The organism is Vibrio gangliei (assembly GCF_026001925.1).
Classification (GTDB): Bacteria; Pseudomonadota; Gammaproteobacteria; order Enterobacterales; family Vibrionaceae; genus Vibrio; species Vibrio gangliei.
The window spans coordinates 23,752-41,814 of sequence record NZ_AP021870.1 but is presented as its reverse complement, the minus strand read 5'-3'; the positions used below and the strand labels follow the sequence as shown (position 1 = coordinate 41,814).

Sequence of the window (18,063 nt, the reverse complement as noted above, 5' to 3'; positions counted from 1 at the left end):
GGTTTCATAATATCCCTCTTATAAATTAGCCGTATAGACATCTATAAAAGACAATACAGGGAAATTGACAATAAAGATAATCACTTAAAATTCGGTGTCTATAACTGTTGGTTATAAAAGAGTGAGTTATAAAAGAATCGGCTGTAAAAACATCAAACATATACCTCTAAGGAAGAATACAGCCCGCAGGTATCATGATATAAATTAACCGTATTAAATAAATGGATTTAGGGATAACAAGCTCATGAAACCCACCCGAACTCAAGCGATGCAACAAATTATCGATGAAGCAAAAGCGACTTTTCCACTTTATGAACAAGACACCTTTGTATGCGGAACAGAAGGGAACTGTATTGGTTGCCCAAAGAAATTAATGGAATTAGTCGATTCCGAATTATCGTACTGGGAAAGTGCGTTGAAACGAGGAGTCACACCTCAATTTGATGAAATCCGCCGCTTCGGGAAGCTATGTAAAAATGTAAAACGTGGCTTAATTCGTAATAAAATCCTATAAACATTCTCTTCTATTTACCGCCATCCATTCCATCCTCTCGACTTGTAATTTATCTGTAGTGTTCTAATGTTTATATAGTAAAAAAGCATATATGAAGTTGACGAGAGAGCGAATTTTCTTCATTTTTACACTAATGCAAACAAAATCCAGCCATAAAAATACATTGAACTCTAAATAAATGGCATGAAAAATGTAAAAATTCATGCCAAATTGGATTCTTATTTTTGTGACAAAGATCAATATATAGGCGTATAGCGAACACAATGAAGTGATCCAGATCACACACAAATAATACCCGCACTTTATTCATGTGTTTTAACGAAATGGGATGTGAAAACATGAATAGGTCAATCTAATTAATAGGTTTATGCAATTAATAGCAAAACATTAATTATGAAATCACCAAGGAAAGGAGAAACAATGTTTACTCGAACTAGCCTAAAAAAACTCGCCACACTGTCATGTGTCGCTGCCAGTATTGGGTTTTCAAGCTTCGCTAGCGCCGATACTTGGCGATATGCCCATGAAGAATATGAAAATGATGTGCAAGATGTATATGCACAGCAATTCAAAAAGTACATCGAAGATAATTCAGATCATACCCTTCAAGTATACCGTTTCGGTGAGCTAGGTGAATCTGATGACATTATGGAGCAAACCCAGAACGGTATCTTACAATTCGTGAACCAATCACCGGGTTTTACTGGCTCACTGATTCCAGAGGCACAAATTTTCTTTATTCCTTATCTGATGCCAACTGATATCCAAGATGTGATTAAGTTTTTCGACACCAGTAAAGCCATTAATGAGGATTTTCCTAAGCTCTACGCACAACAAGGTTTAGAGCTTCTGAAAATGTACCCTGAAGGTGAAATGGTACTGACGACTGATGAACCAGTGACCTCGCCAGAAGAATTAAAAGGTAAGAAAATTCGTGTCATGACCAACCCACTGTTGTCTTCAACCTATGAAGCTTTTGGGGCAACACCAACACCATTACCGTGGGGGGAAGTCTATGGCGCCCTACAAACCAATATGATCCAAGGTCAAGAAAACCCGATTTTCTGGATTGAATCTGGTCATTTATATGAAGTATCACCGAACCTTATCTTCACTCACCATGGTTGGTTTACTACCGCTTCAATGGCCAACAAGAAATTCTACGATGGTTTGCCAGATGAAGATAAAGAGCTGATCCATAAAGCGGCTGATTATGCTTACGATGCCACCATTAAGCACATTACTGGCTTGGCCGAAAAATCGCTGGAAAAAATCCAAGCAAGCAGCGACAAAGTGACGGTCACTCGCTTAACGGATGAGCAAATAGCGAAATTTAAAGCGAAAGCGCCTCAAGTGGAGAAAACCTTCATTGAAATGACTGGCGACAGTGGTAAAGCCTTACTCGACCAATTTAAGGCTGACTTAAAAGCTTCACAAAAATAATCAATGTAGGACTGAGGCACGCTTATCCAACTGATTGAATGTGTAGCAACGCTTGCCCCAGCAGTTTAAGTATTAAGCACTTAAATATTAGGAACTTAAATACTAGCTTGTTGGGGCTACTGAGCCATTTGCCAGCGATTCAACCAATGGGATACACGGTGCCCTTTATTGAGGGAAGCTCCCATGCCCAACTCCGATAGATTAGACTATCATTCAGAACTCCCCGGTGTACTAGGCACCATCGATAACTTTTTCAGTAAAGTAGAAGCCATTATGCTCGCAACAGGCGTGTTATTAATGGCTTTAAATACCTGTATCAATGTGGTAGCTCGTTTTGTCTTTGGTGAAGGCTTGTTCTTTGCTGGCGAAATCAACCGTATTCTTATCATTCTTATCACCTTTGCCGGTATTGGATTTGCCGCACGTCTTGGCCGTCATATTCGCATGTCTGCCTTTTTCGATATGCTGCCGGCTAAAGGGAGAAAGTGGGTAATGATTGTTGTCTCCATCATCACCGCTCTTATCATGCTCGCGTTAGCTTATTTTTCTTTCCAATACATCACTTCAGTGTATGAACGTGGCCGAATTTTACCCGCGTTAGGCTTCGAAATTTGGTGGATTTATATCTGGGTACCGCTCGGATTTGCTATTACCGCACTGCAATACTTTCTGACGGCCTATAAAAACCTCATCAGTGATGACGTTTACCTCTCCAGTGGTGTTGTCGATGGCTACACCGATCACGAACACGATATCTAAAAGGCATTGATTTATGGCTATGACTTTAATGCTGATCATGCTGGTGCTACTGCTGATCGGTTTTCCTATGATGATCCCGTTAACTGCCGCCGCACTAACTGGGTTTTACATGATGTTTGGCGGCATGAGTCAAATGGATACCTTTATCCAACAAGTATTAGGTGGGATTCGCCCGTCTTCACTCATTGCCGTGCCAATGTTTATCCTCGCCGCCGATATTATGACGCGTGGACAATCAGCAAACCGCTTAATCAATATGGTGATGACTTTTATCGGCCACATCAAAGGTGGGCTGGCAATCAGTACCGCCACCTCCTGTACTTTATTTGGCGCGGTATCTGGCTCAACTCAGGCAACCGTAGTCGCAGTTGGTTCTGCGCTACGTCCAAAATTGCTTAAAGCCGGTTACAGTGATTCTTTTTCATTAGCTCTGATTATTAACGCCAGTGATATCGCGTTTTTGATCCCACCAAGCATCGGCATGATTATTTATGGCGTGATTTCAGAAACTTCGATTGCTGAACTTTTCATTGCCGGTATTGGCCCAGGCTTGTTGATCTTAGTGATGTTTTCACTCTACTGCCTAATTTATGCCACGGTAAAAAATGTCCCGACTGAAGAAAAAGCCTCATGGTCAGAACGATTTGAAGCCTCTAAGCGTGCTCTTTGGCCTTTGATGTTCCCTGTCATTATTGTTGGCGGTATTTATGGCGGTATTTTCAGCCCAACCGAAGCTGCTGCGGTGTGCGTGCTGTATGCCATTATCTTAGAATTCATCATCTTCCGTTCATTAACTTCAGAAGATATTTATGTGATCGCGAAATCAACTGGCTTGATCACGGCGGTGGTATTTATCCTAGTGGGTGTCGGTAATGGTTTTTCTTGGATTATCTCTTTTGCCCAAGTACCACAAACCATTTTAGATGCGATTGGTATTGATGAAATGGGGCCGCTCGGTGTGTTAACTGCAATTTCTGTGGCGTTCTTTGTCGCATGTATGTTCGTTGACCCGATTGTGGTGATTCTCGTCTTAACCCCAATCTTTGCCCCTGCCATTGAAGCGACAGGCTTAGATCCCGTACATGTCGGTATCATCATTACCTTGCAAGTGGCTATTGGTTCGGCAACGCCACCCTTTGGCTGTGACATATTTACCGCCATCGCGATCTTTAAACGCCCTTATTGGGAAGTGGTAAGAGGCACAGGACCCTTTATTTTGATCTTGCTGAGTGCCGCAGCGCTTTTGATCTTCTTCCCTGATATTGCTTTATTCTTACGTGATATTGCTTTTGCAGAATAAGGCATTGGCAGAATAACTGCTTTAAGGAATACCTTGTCTGAATAACAATTGGGTAATATTGAATCAAATGATTTAAAAAATAAACACATACGATAAAAAACAGCCCTCAGTTCAAATGAAGTGAGGGCTGTTTGGAGTTTAGCTAGTTAGAAAATCGAACCGAATTTTAATTAAGCAACCGTCAGCTCAATCGCAATATTACCGCGAGTAGCGTTTGAATATGGGCAAACTTCGTGCGCTTTATTAACAAGATCTTGCGCGGTTGCCTTGTCTAAATCACCCACATTCACTTCTAATTTAACGGCAATACCAAAACCGCCTTCAATTGGGCCAATAGAGACTTCAGAGTTAATATGTGTGTCTGCGGGTAATGCTACTTTAGCTTGACCCGCAACTAATTTAAGTGCGCCAATAAAACAGGCTGCATAACCGGCTGCAAATAGTTGCTCAGGGTTAGTACCTTGACCATCATCCCCCCCCAAGCCTTTTGGTGTAGAAAGTTTCACATCCAAACGACCATCATCTGATTTAGCAGAACCTTCACGTCCACCTGTTGCGGTTGCTTTTGCTGTATACGCGACACTTTGTAATGTTTTCATTCTTCACTCCTAGTTGAACTTCATATTTAGTTTGCATGCAAAATATTAGTTCAGGAAAATGATAATTGCAAATAGTTTGCATACAAAATAAAATATACACACAAAGTTAGTGGAAAATAATGTGAATAGAAAATAATGATGAAACACCCTCAACTCAAACTTGATAACCAGATTTGTCATCGACTGTATATGGCGTCGAACGGCATTACCCGAAGCTATCGAGAAGCTCTCGATCGATTAAATCTCACCTACCCTCAATACGTTGTGATGATGGCGCTGTGGGAAAAAGACGAAATAACTATAGCAGAACTGGTGGAAAAAACGGCGATAGATGGCAGCGCCATGACGCAAATCCTCAAGAAGATGAGTGATAAACAACTACTGAATATCATCAAAGATAAGCACGATGGCCGTAAGCGTGTCATTAAACTGCTCACTCAAGGTAAAGACATGCAAACGGATGCCGCTTGTATTCCAGAGCAAATTCGTTGCCAATTTCCGAGCTTAAATACAGATGAAGCTCAACAACTTACCGCGTTACTCGATAAAGTTATTCAAGACTTAAATTAGCGGCAAACTTTAACTAACTTTACATTCCGGCTATTGATTTATTGATTTTGCTCGATATAGTAACCGAAATGATAACAATTATCGATTGCAAGGATTAAGGAATGAAATCAGTAAGAAAAATGGCGCTTGTGGTTTCTGGGTTACTCGCTACCTCAGTATTAAGTGCTCTGCCTGCTAGTGCAAAAACCATCACTCTCGATCATATAATGGGTTCAACCACACTAGAAACTGAACCAGAGCGTGTAGTCGTGATCGGCATGGGTGCACTTGATGCTGTTGATGCACTTGGCATTAAGCTGGTTGCGGTTTCAAAAGGTGTGACCTTCCCTGACTATTTAGCCAAATACGATGGCAAAGATTACGCTTCTGCCGGCACCATTTTTGAACCTAATTTCGAATCCATTTATACCCAGAAGCCTGATCTGATTATCGTTGGTCCTCGCAGCTCTAAACAATTTAAAGAGCTGTCAAAAATTGCCCCTACTTTCGTTTTTGCCGTTGAAAATGGCACTGACTATTGGAAAAGCACACAAACACTTTGGCATGACTTAGGTGAAATTTTCGAAAAGCAAGATATGGTCAATGCTAAGATCGATAACCTCAACCAACGTTTTGCGGCAATCAAAAACTACAACCAGCAACATGACATGGACGCACTGATGTTAATGAGTTCTGGCGGTAACATTGCCTCGTTTGGTGAAGGTTCTCGTTTTTCTGTTCTATTCCAAGATTTTGGCTTTAAACCTAGCCTTGAAGTCAAAAACGCGAATGCTGCTAAAAAGAGCAAGTCAGAAAAAACAGGTGGCCACGGTCAACTGGTTTCTTATGAATTGGTTAGCCAAGAAAACCCGTCAACACTACTTATACTAGACCGCGATAAATTGGTGAATAAAGGTAAAAGCACCACTCGCCAAGATTTTGATAATGACTTAGTAAAATCAACTAACGCATACAAAAACAACCGCGTGATCTACCTTGATATCCCAGCTTGGTACGTTGCAAGCTCGGGTATTACCGCCACAGAAACCATGGTGAGCGACATCGAATCCCTCACTAAAAACTAATCACTCTGAGGTTGCTGTGACTAAATTGCTGTTTATTTTAGTCTGCCTAAGTATTGCTTCATTGTTTGTTGGGGTGGGTAACGTATCGGTTGCCCACCTTTTTGCAGGTGATGCCAGTGCTTGGCAATTATTTATTTCTAGCCGTATTCCTCGTTTACTGGCTATTTTATTGGCCGGTGGTGGGTTAAGTATTGCGGGCCTTATTATGCAACAAATCAGCCAAAACCGATTTGCGGCCCCTTCCACATCAGGCACGATTGAGTGCGCCATGCTCGGCTTTGTGCTGAGTTTAGTTATTTTTGGCAACGGTGATCAATTGTGGCTCATTTTTGCGACCTCAATGGCGGGTACCCTATTCTTTGTGCAGTTGATTCAGCGCATTCAGTTTAAGAATGCGGTATTCGTTCCTCTGATTGGCATCATTTTTGGCAATATCATCTCTTCCGTCGCCACTTTTATTGCTTACAAATACGACGCACTACAGAACTTATCTAGCTGGGCTGTCGCTAATTTCGCGACCATTCTATCCGGTAACTTTGAGCTACTTTATATTGCGCTACCAATGGCGATTTTTAGCTATCTCTACGCCACCCGAATTTCCGCAGTCGGTATGGGCAAAGACTTTGCCATTAATCTTGGCCTCAATTACCAACAGGTTATGACTATCGGGGTAGCGCTCGTCTCTATCATGTCGGCAACCGTGGTCATGATTGTCGGCCAATTGCCATTTTTGGGATTGATTGTTCCAAATTTGGTCAACCGCTTTTATGGTGACAATTTACGCAAGAACATTCCCCGTACTGCTATTTTAGGCGCCATCTTTGTATTGGCATGCGATGTGGTTGGACGGATTCTTATCTTCCCTTATGAAATCCCAATTTCAATGGTGATCAGCCTACTTGGCGGCAGCGTGTTTATTTTGCTGGTATTAAAGGGGATGAAAAATGAGCAGTAATAGATCGATGAAAAGCCATTTTTTGACCAAGCACCTTTCACTCAAAGCGATGTTTACAAAAGCGACGTCGACAAAAGCCATGTTTACCGATAAATCCAAAATATGGCTATTACTGATCATAAGTGTCGTGATGGCGGCGTTGTTTATCGGCTACGGCTTAAACGCCGATAACTATGAATACTTTTTATCTCGACGTATTCCTAAAGTGCTTTCGATGGTAATTGCAGGATTTGCCATTGGCTTGTCTTCTTTTTGTTTTCAAACCATCACCAATAATCGGATATTGACGCCAAGTATTATGGGGTTTGACTCCCTTTATATGCTCATCCAAGTTTTGGTTGTGACTGTATTTGGTGGGCTTAGTGTGATGATGACCAATTCTGTACTGAACTTTTCCATTTCAGTCGTGTTAATGATGGCATTTTCATTGGTGCTGTTTTTACTGTATTTCCGTTATTCCGCCAGTAACATCATTTCCCTATTATTACTCGGTGTGATTTTCGGACAATTATTCCAGAGTGGCTCATCATTCTTAACCATGCTTATGGACCCCGATGAGTTTGCTAGCGTTCAATCCAACATGTTTGCCAGTTTTAATAACATTCATGTCGAACTGGTCTACTGGACACTTCCTGCTTTAGCCATCGTTACCACCTGGTTATTTAAATTGCATCGAACTTTAGATGTTTATCTATTAGACCGGGATAACGCCACCAGCTTAGGTGTCGATATTAAACGTACCACTCGTACGATTTTATTACTCTCATCGGTACTGATAGCCATTTCCACCGCGCTCATCGGCCCCATTATGTTCTTTGGTTTATTGATCACAAATCTCACCCGAGAATGGTTGCGAACCTACCAACATAAGTACTTACTTACTGCCTGTGGCTTGATGTCTGTAGCAACCTTGCTGACTGGACAATGGGTAGTTGAAAAAGCCTTTGGTTTTGAAACCACCCTTAGTGTCATCATTAATTTTGTCGGTGGTCTGTATTTCTTATATTTATTACTACGCAACAAAGTGGTGTAAGCATGATCGAATTAAAACAATTAACAAAATATTTTGGCGAACATCCTGTTGTACAAAATGCCAGTGCCGAGTTTGAAAAAGGCAAAGTCACCGCCATTATCGGCCCGAATGGAGCAGGAAAAAGCACCTTACTCTCGATGGCAGGCCGTTTATTAAGACGAGATCAGGGCGAAGTTTGGATTGAGGGCAAAGAGCTAGTGGAATGGGACACCAAAGCATTAGCAAAACGTTTATCCGTTCTTAGACAAGCTAATACCGTATCACTACGCTTTACCGTACGTGAGCTGATTTCTTTTGGCCGCTTTCCTTACTGCCAAGGCAATTTAAAAGCCGAAGATAATCAAGTGATTGATACTGCCATTGAATACCTAGATTTAGGCAAGATCCAGTATCAATATCTCGATGAACTCAGTGGTGGACAAAGACAACTCGCCTTTATTGCTATGGTAATGGCGCAAGATACTGACTATGTATTTTTAGATGAACCGCTCAATAACTTGGACATCAAGCACTCGTTGCAGATCATGGCTACCATCCGCCGTCTCGCTCATGAACTGAACAAAGCCGTAGTGATTGTGATCCATGACATCAATTTTGCTTCTTGTTACGCCGACACCATCATCGCACTCAAAAAAGGTGAAATCGTGGCAAAAGGCGCAACCGCACAAGTCATAGACGCCCAAGTACTCTCAGAGATTTATGAAACCCCATTCAATGTCATCGAAGTCGATGGCAAACGCATGTGTTTGTATTTCTCTTGATTTGAGTCGCTTCGTGTTGCCTTATTATTAAAAGGCTCCAACCACTCTTTAGGTGTATTATCATTTAAGGCTTTTATCAAAGTTTGAACCCTCAATGGCAATACACCTGCCGCAAAGTAACAGACTATCGGTCTTGCCGCGCTGTACCAATCAGTCAAGCAAGGCTCAATATTGCCTGGATGAGCGCGTAAATAATTATTTGCCGTCCAAGTTGGAAGTAACCCAATACCACTTCCACTCGATATCGACTCCAGTTGCATCATAAGATTGTCACTGGTTAACCGGCTTATTGGCGGCATAACGACGCAATGTTCTTGCCCATTTGATAAACAAATACTGTGGCTCTGCTCAGGTTCATAAGGCAACCATTGATGCAGATTCAACTGCTGAGGATGGGTGAGTTTTTCATGCTGCTTGAGATATTCTGGAGAGGCATACAGTCCGAATTGCCAATATCCAAGCGTTTTTTTACGCCAGGTTCCGGTTAATTTCTTCTCACCAATGGATAACACAATATCCGGCTCTTGCTGCAAATACTCATCACGATACTCTGTCAGTAAACGTATATTGACCTGAGAATGTTGCTCTAGAAAACGTTGCAATTCTTTACGTAACCAGCCTCGAACTAGGCTTTGTGGCGCCAGAATCGTCACTTCGCCACTGACACTTTGCTTTAACGATTGCAGCGCATTTTGCGACTCTTCCGCCATCATCAATAAACGTTCGCAATAATCTGCAAACACTTCACCTGCTCTTGTGAGCATCAAACGTGATCCCTGTTTAATAAACAAAGACTGTCCAAGCTCCGACTCTAGTTGCGCCAAACGGCGACTTAAGGTGGATTTTGGTTGATTTAACGCCTTAGCTGCAGCCGTCACACTGTGATAACGACTTAACGCCGCAAAAGCTCGAATGCCTTGTAGTTCAGTTTTCATCTCAATCCCATTATTGGAACGCCCTGTTCCACTCATTGATCTATTCAATAACCCACAATATCGCAATAATCGCTAATGAATTTAAGAATCATTATCATTTAAAGGAATAATAATGTCTAGCTACCGTTTACCGCTCTCTACTTTGGCGGGTTCTATTTTATTGGCCACAAGCGCACACGCTGCGCCCTCATCAGAATCAACAGAAACCATGGTTGTTACGGCTTCAGGCTATGAACAAACCCAAATGAAAGCCCCTGCGAGTATCAGTGTGATCTCGCGAGATGAGCTTGATAGTAAATATTATCGAGATGTAACAGACGCACTGAAAAGTGTCCCCGGCGTTACCGTGACCGGTGGCGGCGATAACAAAGACATCAGTATCCGCGGTATGGGCTCTCAGTACACGTTGATTTTGGTCGATGGTAAACGTCAATCTTCACGTCAAACTCGTCCAAACAGTGACGGCCCAGGTATTGAAGCAGGTTGGTTACCTCCTTTAGAAGCGATTGAGCGTATTGAGGTCATCCGAGGCCCGATGTCGACGCTTTATGGCTCAGATGCGATTGGTGGTGTGATCAACATTATCACTCGTAAAGATAGCCAACAGTGGCATGGTAATGTGCAACTTGGCACTACAATTCAGGAAGACCGTGATTCAGGAGACGAGCGCAGTGCAAACTTCTTTGTAACAGGTCCTCTAACAAAAAAGCTGACCGCGCAATTTAACGGACAAACCACGGTTCGTGATGAAGATAACATCGTGAACGGCTATGAAGATAAAGAGCTCAACAGCTTCAACTCTAAACTGATTTATCACCTTAATGACGACCATGAACTCTCATTAGAAGCAGGCATCAGTGAACAATCTCGTGCTGGCACAGTCGGAAAATCAGTTGCAACGGAAGGTTGTCGTGGTGGATGTGAAGATTCTTTAGATGAGTACAAACGCACCAACTATGCAATTGCACACGAAGGTAACTGGGGCGTAATAGGCACGTCAAATACGTACCTACAGTATGAAGATTCAGAAAACAAAACCCGTGAAATGGAAAGCATGAACACGGTATTCAAAACTAGCCTTGTCACCCCTATTTATTCTCATACTTTGACATCAGGTTTTGAATACACATACGAAAAACTAGAAGATTACACTTCTAACAGTGCTTCCGATTTAACTGAGCTTGATAATTACCGTTATGCCTTCTTCTTAGAAGATGAATGGGCAATTGTCGATTCATTTAGCTTAACCGTCGGCGCGCGTTTAGATGACGATGAAAACTACGGTACACACGTCAGCCCACGTGCATACGGTGTGTGGAGCATTACACCAAACTGGGTATTAAAAGGTGGTGTATCAACCGGTTATCGCGCCCCAACTTTACGTGAAACTTCTGCGGATTGGGCTCAAGGTAGCCGAGGTGGTGATATTTATGGCGACCCGGATCTAAAACCAGAAACCTCAGTAAACCAAGAAATTAGCTTAAACTATCAGGCTGATTTTGGCTTAACTTCATCCGTCACTGTTTTCCATAACGACTTTAAAGATAAAATTACTCGTGTCGCCTGCCCAAGTTGTGGCCCAATCAATAGCAGCGGTAACGTCGCAACTAAACGCACAAACGTAGATAAGGCCGAGACACAAGGGGTGGAATTTGCTCTAGGTACGCCACTAGGTGACAGCTTATTCTGGAATGCTAGCTATACCTTTAATGACTCTGAGCAAAAATCAGGCGAATACAAAGGTCAACCTTTAGTTCAATTGCCGAAACACTTATTCAGTACCGATCTTTCATGGCAAGCCACAGCAGACTTAGAAGCTTGGACACAAGTCACTTATCGTGGTGAAGAAATGAACCCGACAACAGGCCCATCCTCTAGCAGCCTAATCGCACCGTCTTACACCTTCTGGGATATGGGTGTGAGTTATCAGTTAACCAGCAACGTTTCGGTTAATGCCGCGGTTTACAACTTGCTCGATGAAGAAGTGACCTATGAAGAATACGGTTATGTCGAAGACGGCCGCCGTTACTGGGTCGGCATGAATGTAGGCTTTTAATCACGCCGATTCACCTTCAAGTTAATCTCAACAATGCCAACCAGCCCTATCTGGTTGGCATTTTTTCGCTTACACCACCTCAAATAACTCATTACATCCGTAACTAAATTCATTCAATTAAAACCCCTTCAATAATCATAACCAACTGATAAACAATACAATATTATTAAACCATTTCAACACCACTACAAAAAAGCCACTCAATTAATTTGAACTCTAAACATTAAGCATGTAACATTATTGTTAATTAACCGTTCAATAAAAAATAAATGGGTTCAAAAATGCCGAAAGTTGGAATGCCAGATATTAGAAAACCTCAGCTTGTCAAAGCCACAATGGCGGTGATTGAAAGAGTCGGATTACACAGCGCGAGCATTTCACTCATCAGTAAAGAAGCAGGGGTGTCAACGGGCATCATTAACCATTATTTCGGTGGCAAACATGGGCTATTAGAAGAAACCATGCGAGCCATTCTCAGAGAGCTATCAAACACGGTAAAAATCGAACTCAGTGGGTTACCAAAAAACGCCCATCAACAGCGTATTATTGGAATAGTTAATGCCAACTTTGAAGGCTTTCAGGCTGAAAATAAAGTAGCAAAAACCTGGTTGGCATTTTGGTCTTATTCTATGCATGACGCCCAATTGAAAAGGCTTCAGCGCGTGAATGAACAGCGTTTGCTTTCCCATTTAAGAATCGAATTAAAAGCGCTTTTACCTACAGAGCAAGCCCACTTAGTCGCCCACGGAATTGCCTCTTTAATTGATGGTATTTGGTTACGTGGCACCTTAAATCCAGAGGGAATTGATGCAGAGAAAGCACGCCAAATAATCAATGATTACCTCAATACTCAGCTTGCTTTCTATCAACAATCTTCACTTTAAAAGACATTATTAGGTTTTTATATGACAACGGAAACTTTGTACATTCACGGTCAATTAACCGCCGCAACTTCAGGTGAAACTTTCAACACTATTAACCCAGCTAACGGCGAAACCATTGACGAAATTGGTCAAGCGTCACAAGCAGATCTCAACAAAGCCATCGAGTCAGCAAAACAAGGATTTGAAGTATGGTCTAAAATGAGCGCAGTTGAACGTAGTCGCATTTTATTAAAAGCGGTTGAAATACTTAGAGCACGAAACGATGAGCTGGCGGCTTTAGAAGTGGCAGATACCGGTAAACCACTACAAGAAGCTTTGGAAGTTGATATTACAACCGGTGCTGATGTCATTGAATACTACGCCAATCTCATACCGAGCTTGCAAGGCACTCAGCAACCACTCAGTGAAGAGCAATTTTTCTATACACGACGTGAACCATTAGGTATTTGTGCCGGTATTGGCGCTTGGAACTACCCTATTCAAATTGCGATGTGGAAATCAGCACCAGCTTTAGCCGCAGGTAATGTCATGATTTTCAAACCATCGGAAGAAACCCCACTTTCAGCCCTCAAACTCGCAGAGATATTTACGCAAGCAGGGGTTCCAGATGGCGTATTCAATGTTATTCAAGGTGACTACCGAGTTGGGCAAATGCTCACTGCTCACCCTGATATTGCCAAGGTCTCTTTCACTGGTGAGTCAGGAACCGGCAAAGCCGTAATGGGAGACAGTGCCAAAACCTTGAAATCCGTCACCATGGAACTAGGTGGTAAATCTCCTTTAGTGATCTTTGATGATGCCAAACTAGATCAAGCGGTATCTGCAGCTATGGTCGCCAATTTTTATACTCAGGGTGAAGTATGTACTCATGGTACCCGAGTTTTTGTTCATGAGACCATTTATCAAGCATTCATTAACCAATTAAAAGCCCGAACTGAAAAAATGATCATTGGCGATCCTATGGATATCAACACCCAAGTTGGCGCTCTGATCTCTAAACCACATTTAGATAAAGTTTTAGGTGCAATAGAAACCGCCAAAAACAGCGGTGCCAGATTACTTACAGGTGGTTATCAAGTTACAGATGGTGAATTGAGTAAAGGGAATTTTGTTGCACCGACGGTATTTGTTGATTGTGAAGATCACATGACACACGTTAAACAAGAAATCTTTGGCCCTGTAATGTCTGTGCTGCCTTTTAAAAATGAAGATGAAGTGATAGCACGAGCGAATGCCACAGATTATGGCTTAGCGGCAGGCGTATTCACTCAAGATCTTGCACGCGCTCATCGCGTCATCCACCAGCTACAAGCCGGTATTTGCTGGATAAATACGTGGGGAGACTCACCCGCTGAAATGCCTGTCGGTGGCTATAAACACTCAGGCATTGGTCGCGAAAATGGCACCGAAACGTTATTGAGTTATACACAAACCAAGAGTGTATTTGTGCATCTCGGTGACTTCGAAAGCCCATATCAATAAGTCGTCGATGTATTTCATCACTCAGTGAGACGGCCTCGCTGAGTGATTGTATCGACACTTTCTTAACAACAAGCGGAGAATCTCTCTTATGGAAAAACGCTACGATTATATTATCGTCGGCGCGGGTTCGGCCGGCTGTGTATTAGCCGATCGACTCAGCGAATCTGGTGAACATAACGTTTTATTATTAGAAGCTGGTGGTAGCGATAAAAGTATTTTTATACAAATGCCGACCGCGCTTTCTTACCCAATGAATAGTGATAAGTATGCTTGGCAATTTGAAACCAAAGCAGAAAAAGGCTTAGATGGCAGGCAATTACATTGTCCTCGCGGAAAAGTCCTCGGCGGCAGCTCATCCATTAACGGTATGGTTTATGTCCGTGGTCATGCTTGCGATTTTGATCAATGGGAAGAATCTGGCGCACAAGGCTGGAATTACCAAAACTGTTTACCTTATTTCCGTAAAGCTGAAAGCTGGATCTACGGTGGTAATGAATACCGAGGTGATCATGGCCCTGTTGGCACATGTAATGGTAATAACATGGAGCGTAATCCTTTATATCAAGCCTTTATTGATGCAGGAAAAGAAGCCGGCTATCCAGAAACGCAAGACTACAATGCCTATCAACAAGAAGGCTTTGGTCCCATGCACATGACGGTTGATGGCGGCGTGCGAGCTTCGACCTCTAATGCTTACCTACGTCGCGCACTGAAACGTCCGAATCTCACCTTACTAACTGGAATTGTGGCTCGTAAAATCTTATTAGAAGATAAAACAGCCCGTGGAATTGAGTTCGAAAAGTCAGGTGAAATCACTCAGGTTTATGCCAGTAAAGAAGTCATTTCTTGTGCCGGTTCGATTGGTTCTGTGCAATTACTGCAATTATCCGGTATTGGTTCTCGCGACACACTAAAAAACGCTGGCGTAGAGTTAACACACGAATTATCAGGTGTCGGCGAAAATCTGCAAGACCATTTAGAAGTGTATTTCCAATATGAGTGTAAGCAACCCATCACATTAAACAGCAAGCTAGGTCTAATCAGTAAAGGCTTGATCGGGGCTGAATGGGTTTTAAAACGCACAGGGCTAGGCGCAACCAACCACTTTGAATCTTGTGCCTTCATACGTTCAAGAGAAGGATTGAAGTGGCCGAATATTCAATATCACTTCTTACCTGCTGCTATGCGTTACGATGGCCGAGCCGCATTCGATGGCCATGGTTTCCAAGTCCACGTCGGGCCGAATAAACCTGAAAGCCGTGGTCAAGTTCGGATTGAGTCTAACGATCCACATGCCAAACCACGTATTGAGTTTAATTACATTTCAACCGAGCAAGACCGTCAAGATTGGCGTGATTGTATTCGTCTCACGCGTGAAATTTTAGCTCAACCAGCCATGGACGACTTCCGAGGCAGAGAAATTCAACCCGGCCTTGAAGTGGAATCCGATCAAGCCATAGATCAATGGGTAAAAGAAAACGTTGAAAGTGCCTACCACCCATCTTGTACCTGCAAAATGGGGGCAAATGATGATCCAATGGCAGTCGTCGATAAAGAATGTCGCGTGTTGGGTATTAACAAACTACGTGTCATTGACTCCTCAGTTTTCCCTGTTATTCCAAATGGAAACTTAAACGCGCCAACCATCATGGTAGCCGAGAGAGCTGCCGATATGATTCTGGGTCGACCTTTGCTTTCGTCCGCTGATGTCCCGGTTTGGATTGCGCCAGACTGGCAACACACCCAGCGAGGTGAGAAACCGGTACGACCTTTAATTCCCACTAAATAATCAAGACCACAAAAAACGATAAAACAAGTAACTAATTACAAGGAATGATTATGTCACTTAAAAAAACTGCACTATACGCATTAGGACTCACCAGCCTAACCACTTTTAATGCTTACGCCGCCAATCAGTGTGAAACGGTTCGATTCTCTGATGTTGGTTGGACCGATATCACGGCCACCACTGCGGTTACAACTCAATTATTGCAAGGCATGGGATACCAAACTGAAACGGAATTACTCTCCGTACCCGTGACCTATTCTTCAATGGCCAATGGTGATATCGATGTCTTTCTCGGTAACTGGATGCCAACCATGGAAAATGACATCAAAAAATACCGTGAATCAGGCAAGGTTGAAACCGTTCGAGCTAACCTAGAAGGAGCTAAATATACTTTAGCTGTCCCTAAATATGTTTACGATGCAGGAGTCAAAACTTTTGCTGATATCGCTAAAAATGCGGATAAATTTAACGATCGAATTTATGGGATTGAACCTGGAAACGATGGCAATCGCTTACTACAAAGCATGATCGATCAAGATGCCTTTGGACTGAAAGATTTCCGACTCGTAGAGTCCAGTGAAGCTGGGATGGTCTCACAAGTCACTCGAGCGGTACGCCGTAATCAATGGATCGTTTATCTTGGCTGGGCGCCGCACCCAATGAACAGCAAAATCGATATGGAATACCTCGCGGGTGGCGATGACTTCTTCGGCCCTAACTATGGTGGCGCCAACGTCTACACTAACGTACGTAAAAATTATCTATCTCAATGCCCAAATGTCGGCGTACTCTTAAATAATCTCAAATTCAGTTTAGATATGGAAAACCAGATCATGAATGCCATCAGCAACCGAAACAAAAAGCCCAATACGGCTGCGCGTGAATGGCTGAGTCAACATCCAGAGCAAATCAAAACATGGCTGAAAAATGTCAAAACATTGGATGGTGAACCGGCGGCTCTTGCTGTCATTACCTACCTCAAACAGTCAGCTCAATAATCAGAAAACGAACAACTACTCTTTGAACTTTAAATGGACTGGCGGGTGCAAACTCGCCAGATAAGGCAATACTGTGAATTTTATTACTGATCATAAAATCCCACTCGGACATTGGATGGAAATGGTTGTCGATTGGCTAACACTCAATGCCGCGACTCTTTTCGATACCATTTCATTCTTTCTTGAAACTATCATCATGAGTTTAGTGAACGTTTTTCAATGGCTACCACCAGCCGTTCCAATTATTATCACCGCAGCACTCGCTTGGTATTTACACCGTAAATTATCCTTAGTCCTGTTCATCATCGCCTCTTTGTTATTGATATTAAACATGGGCTATTGGCAAGAAATGCTGGAAACCTTTGTTCTTGTTTTTGCAGCGACAACGATTTCCGTATTAATTGGCGTCCCTCTAGGCATCATGGCGGCGCACCGTCCTTGGTTGTACACGTTATTGCGCCCAATCTTAGATTTAATGCAAACCGTTCCAACCTTTGTCTACTTGATCCCAACATTAGTGTTATTTGGATTAGGGATAGTACCTGGGCTGATTTCTACCATTATTTTTGCTATCGCCGCCCCCATTCGTTTGACCTATCTAGGCATCATTAAAGTGCCAGAAGAATTAGTGGAAGCGGGTAAAGCATTTGGCGCGAGTAAAACCAAGCTTTTGTTTAAAGTTGAATTACCAGCAGCTCTGCCAAGTATTATGGCTGGGGTGACGCAATGTATCATGTTGTCACTCTCTATGGTTGTTGTCGCGGCACTTGTCGGTGCTGATGGCTTAGGTAAACCCGTGATCCGAGCATTAAACACGGTAAATATTTCTCAAGGATTCGAAGCGGGTCTGGCCATTGTTTTGGTTGCCATCATTCTTGACCGTTTATGCAAAGCACCAAACCAAGCAAAAGAGGGATAATC

General features: G+C 42.7%; 17 protein-coding genes. 15 read left to right on the top strand and 2 right to left on the bottom strand.

The genetic code is table 11. The features are described from left to right. The first annotated feature begins 244 nt into the window (after positions 1-244). From Vgang_RS12195 to Vgang_RS12180, 4 genes are all read left to right on the top strand, one after another. Positions 245-514, top strand: coding sequence for a hypothetical protein (locus Vgang_RS12195; protein ID WP_105901131.1), 270 nt, complete (start codon positions 245-247; stop codon positions 512-514). 420 nt (positions 515-934) lie between these two features. Continuing rightward, positions 935-1,957, top strand: coding sequence for a TRAP transporter substrate-binding protein (locus Vgang_RS12190; RefSeq protein ID WP_105901130.1), 1,023 nt, complete (start codon positions 935-937; stop codon positions 1,955-1,957). 183 nt (positions 1,958-2,140) lie between these two features. Beyond that, the gene (locus Vgang_RS12185) at positions 2,141-2,716 is read left to right on the top strand and encodes a TRAP transporter small permease (RefSeq protein WP_105901129.1); all 576 of its coding nucleotides are present in this window, start codon (positions 2,141-2,143) and stop codon (positions 2,714-2,716) included. A 13-nt stretch (positions 2,717-2,729) separates the two neighbouring features. Further along, on the top strand, positions 2,730-4,016 hold the full coding sequence (locus Vgang_RS12180) for a TRAP transporter large permease (protein WP_105901128.1): 1,287 nt from the start codon (positions 2,730-2,732) through the stop codon (positions 4,014-4,016). Between the two features lie 170 nt (positions 4,017-4,186). Here the strand turns inward: Vgang_RS12180 and Vgang_RS12175 are convergent, their stop codons facing one another. Beyond that, positions 4,187-4,615, bottom strand: a complete 429-nt coding sequence (locus tag Vgang_RS12175) for an organic hydroperoxide resistance protein (protein WP_105901127.1) — start codon at positions 4,613-4,615, stop codon at positions 4,187-4,189. A 135-nt stretch (positions 4,616-4,750) separates the two neighbouring features. Between Vgang_RS12175 and Vgang_RS12170 the strand changes: the two genes are divergently transcribed. The 5 genes from Vgang_RS12170 to vctC all read left to right on the top strand — a co-directional run bounded on the left by Vgang_RS12170 (position 4,751) and on the right by vctC (position 8,998). Next, positions 4,751-5,185 (top strand): MarR family winged helix-turn-helix transcriptional regulator, encoded by a 435-nt coding sequence (locus tag Vgang_RS12170; RefSeq protein ID WP_245879871.1) that lies wholly within the window; start codon positions 4,751-4,753, stop codon positions 5,183-5,185. Positions 5,186-5,286: 101 nt separating this feature from the next. Then, a complete protein-coding gene (locus Vgang_RS12165; RefSeq protein ID WP_281256440.1) occupies positions 5,287-6,249 on the top strand; it encodes a siderophore ABC transporter substrate-binding protein in 963 nt (320 codons plus the stop codon). A gap of 16 nt (positions 6,250-6,265) precedes the next feature. Next, on the top strand, positions 6,266-7,204 hold the full coding sequence (gene vctD / locus Vgang_RS12160; RefSeq protein ID WP_105901125.1) for an iron chelate uptake ABC transporter permease subunit VctD: 939 nt from the start codon (positions 6,266-6,268) through the stop codon (positions 7,202-7,204). Between the two features lie 79 nt (positions 7,205-7,283). Further along, positions 7,284-8,237 (top strand): iron chelate uptake ABC transporter family permease subunit, encoded by a 954-nt coding sequence (locus Vgang_RS12155; protein WP_105901781.1) that lies wholly within the window; start codon positions 7,284-7,286, stop codon positions 8,235-8,237. 2 nt (positions 8,238-8,239) lie between these two features. Next, a complete protein-coding gene (vctC, locus tag Vgang_RS12150) occupies positions 8,240-8,998 on the top strand; it encodes an iron chelate ABC transporter ATP-binding protein VctC (protein WP_105901124.1) in 759 nt (252 codons plus the stop codon). Here vctC and Vgang_RS12145 read toward each other — a convergent pair. Further along, positions 8,935-9,933, bottom strand: coding sequence for a LysR family transcriptional regulator (locus Vgang_RS12145; RefSeq protein ID WP_170066812.1), 999 nt, complete (start codon positions 9,931-9,933; stop codon positions 8,935-8,937). The genes vctC and Vgang_RS12145 overlap by 64 nt on opposite strands. 112 nt (positions 9,934-10,045) lie before the next feature. Between Vgang_RS12145 and Vgang_RS12140 the strand changes: the two genes are divergently transcribed. The 6 genes from Vgang_RS12140 to choW all read left to right on the top strand — a co-directional run bounded on the left by Vgang_RS12140 (position 10,046) and on the right by choW (position 18,061). Then, positions 10,046-11,989 (top strand): ligand-gated channel protein, encoded by a 1,944-nt coding sequence (locus Vgang_RS12140; protein ID WP_105901122.1) that lies wholly within the window; start codon positions 10,046-10,048, stop codon positions 11,987-11,989. Positions 11,990-12,270: 281 nt separating this feature from the next. Next, the gene (gene betI / locus Vgang_RS12135) at positions 12,271-12,873 is read left to right on the top strand and encodes a transcriptional regulator BetI (RefSeq protein ID WP_105901121.1); all 603 of its coding nucleotides are present in this window, start codon (positions 12,271-12,273) and stop codon (positions 12,871-12,873) included. A 21-nt stretch (positions 12,874-12,894) separates the two neighbouring features. Beyond that, entirely contained in the window at positions 12,895-14,355 is a 1,461-nt protein-coding gene (betB, locus tag Vgang_RS12130) for a betaine-aldehyde dehydrogenase (RefSeq protein ID WP_105901120.1), read from the top strand. 88 nt (positions 14,356-14,443) lie between these two features. After that, positions 14,444-16,144, top strand: coding sequence for a choline dehydrogenase (gene betA / locus Vgang_RS12125; RefSeq protein ID WP_105901119.1), 1,701 nt, complete (start codon positions 14,444-14,446; stop codon positions 16,142-16,144). A 50-nt stretch (positions 16,145-16,194) separates the two neighbouring features. After that, on the top strand, positions 16,195-17,142 hold the full coding sequence (locus tag Vgang_RS12120; protein WP_105901118.1) for a choline ABC transporter substrate-binding protein: 948 nt from the start codon (positions 16,195-16,197) through the stop codon (positions 17,140-17,142). A gap of 73 nt (positions 17,143-17,215) precedes the next feature. Then, positions 17,216-18,061: a choline ABC transporter permease subunit gene (choW, locus tag Vgang_RS12115; protein WP_105901117.1), complete on the top strand. Its 846-nt coding sequence runs from the start codon at positions 17,216-17,218 to the stop codon at positions 18,059-18,061. Positions 18,062-18,063 lie beyond the last annotated feature (2 nt).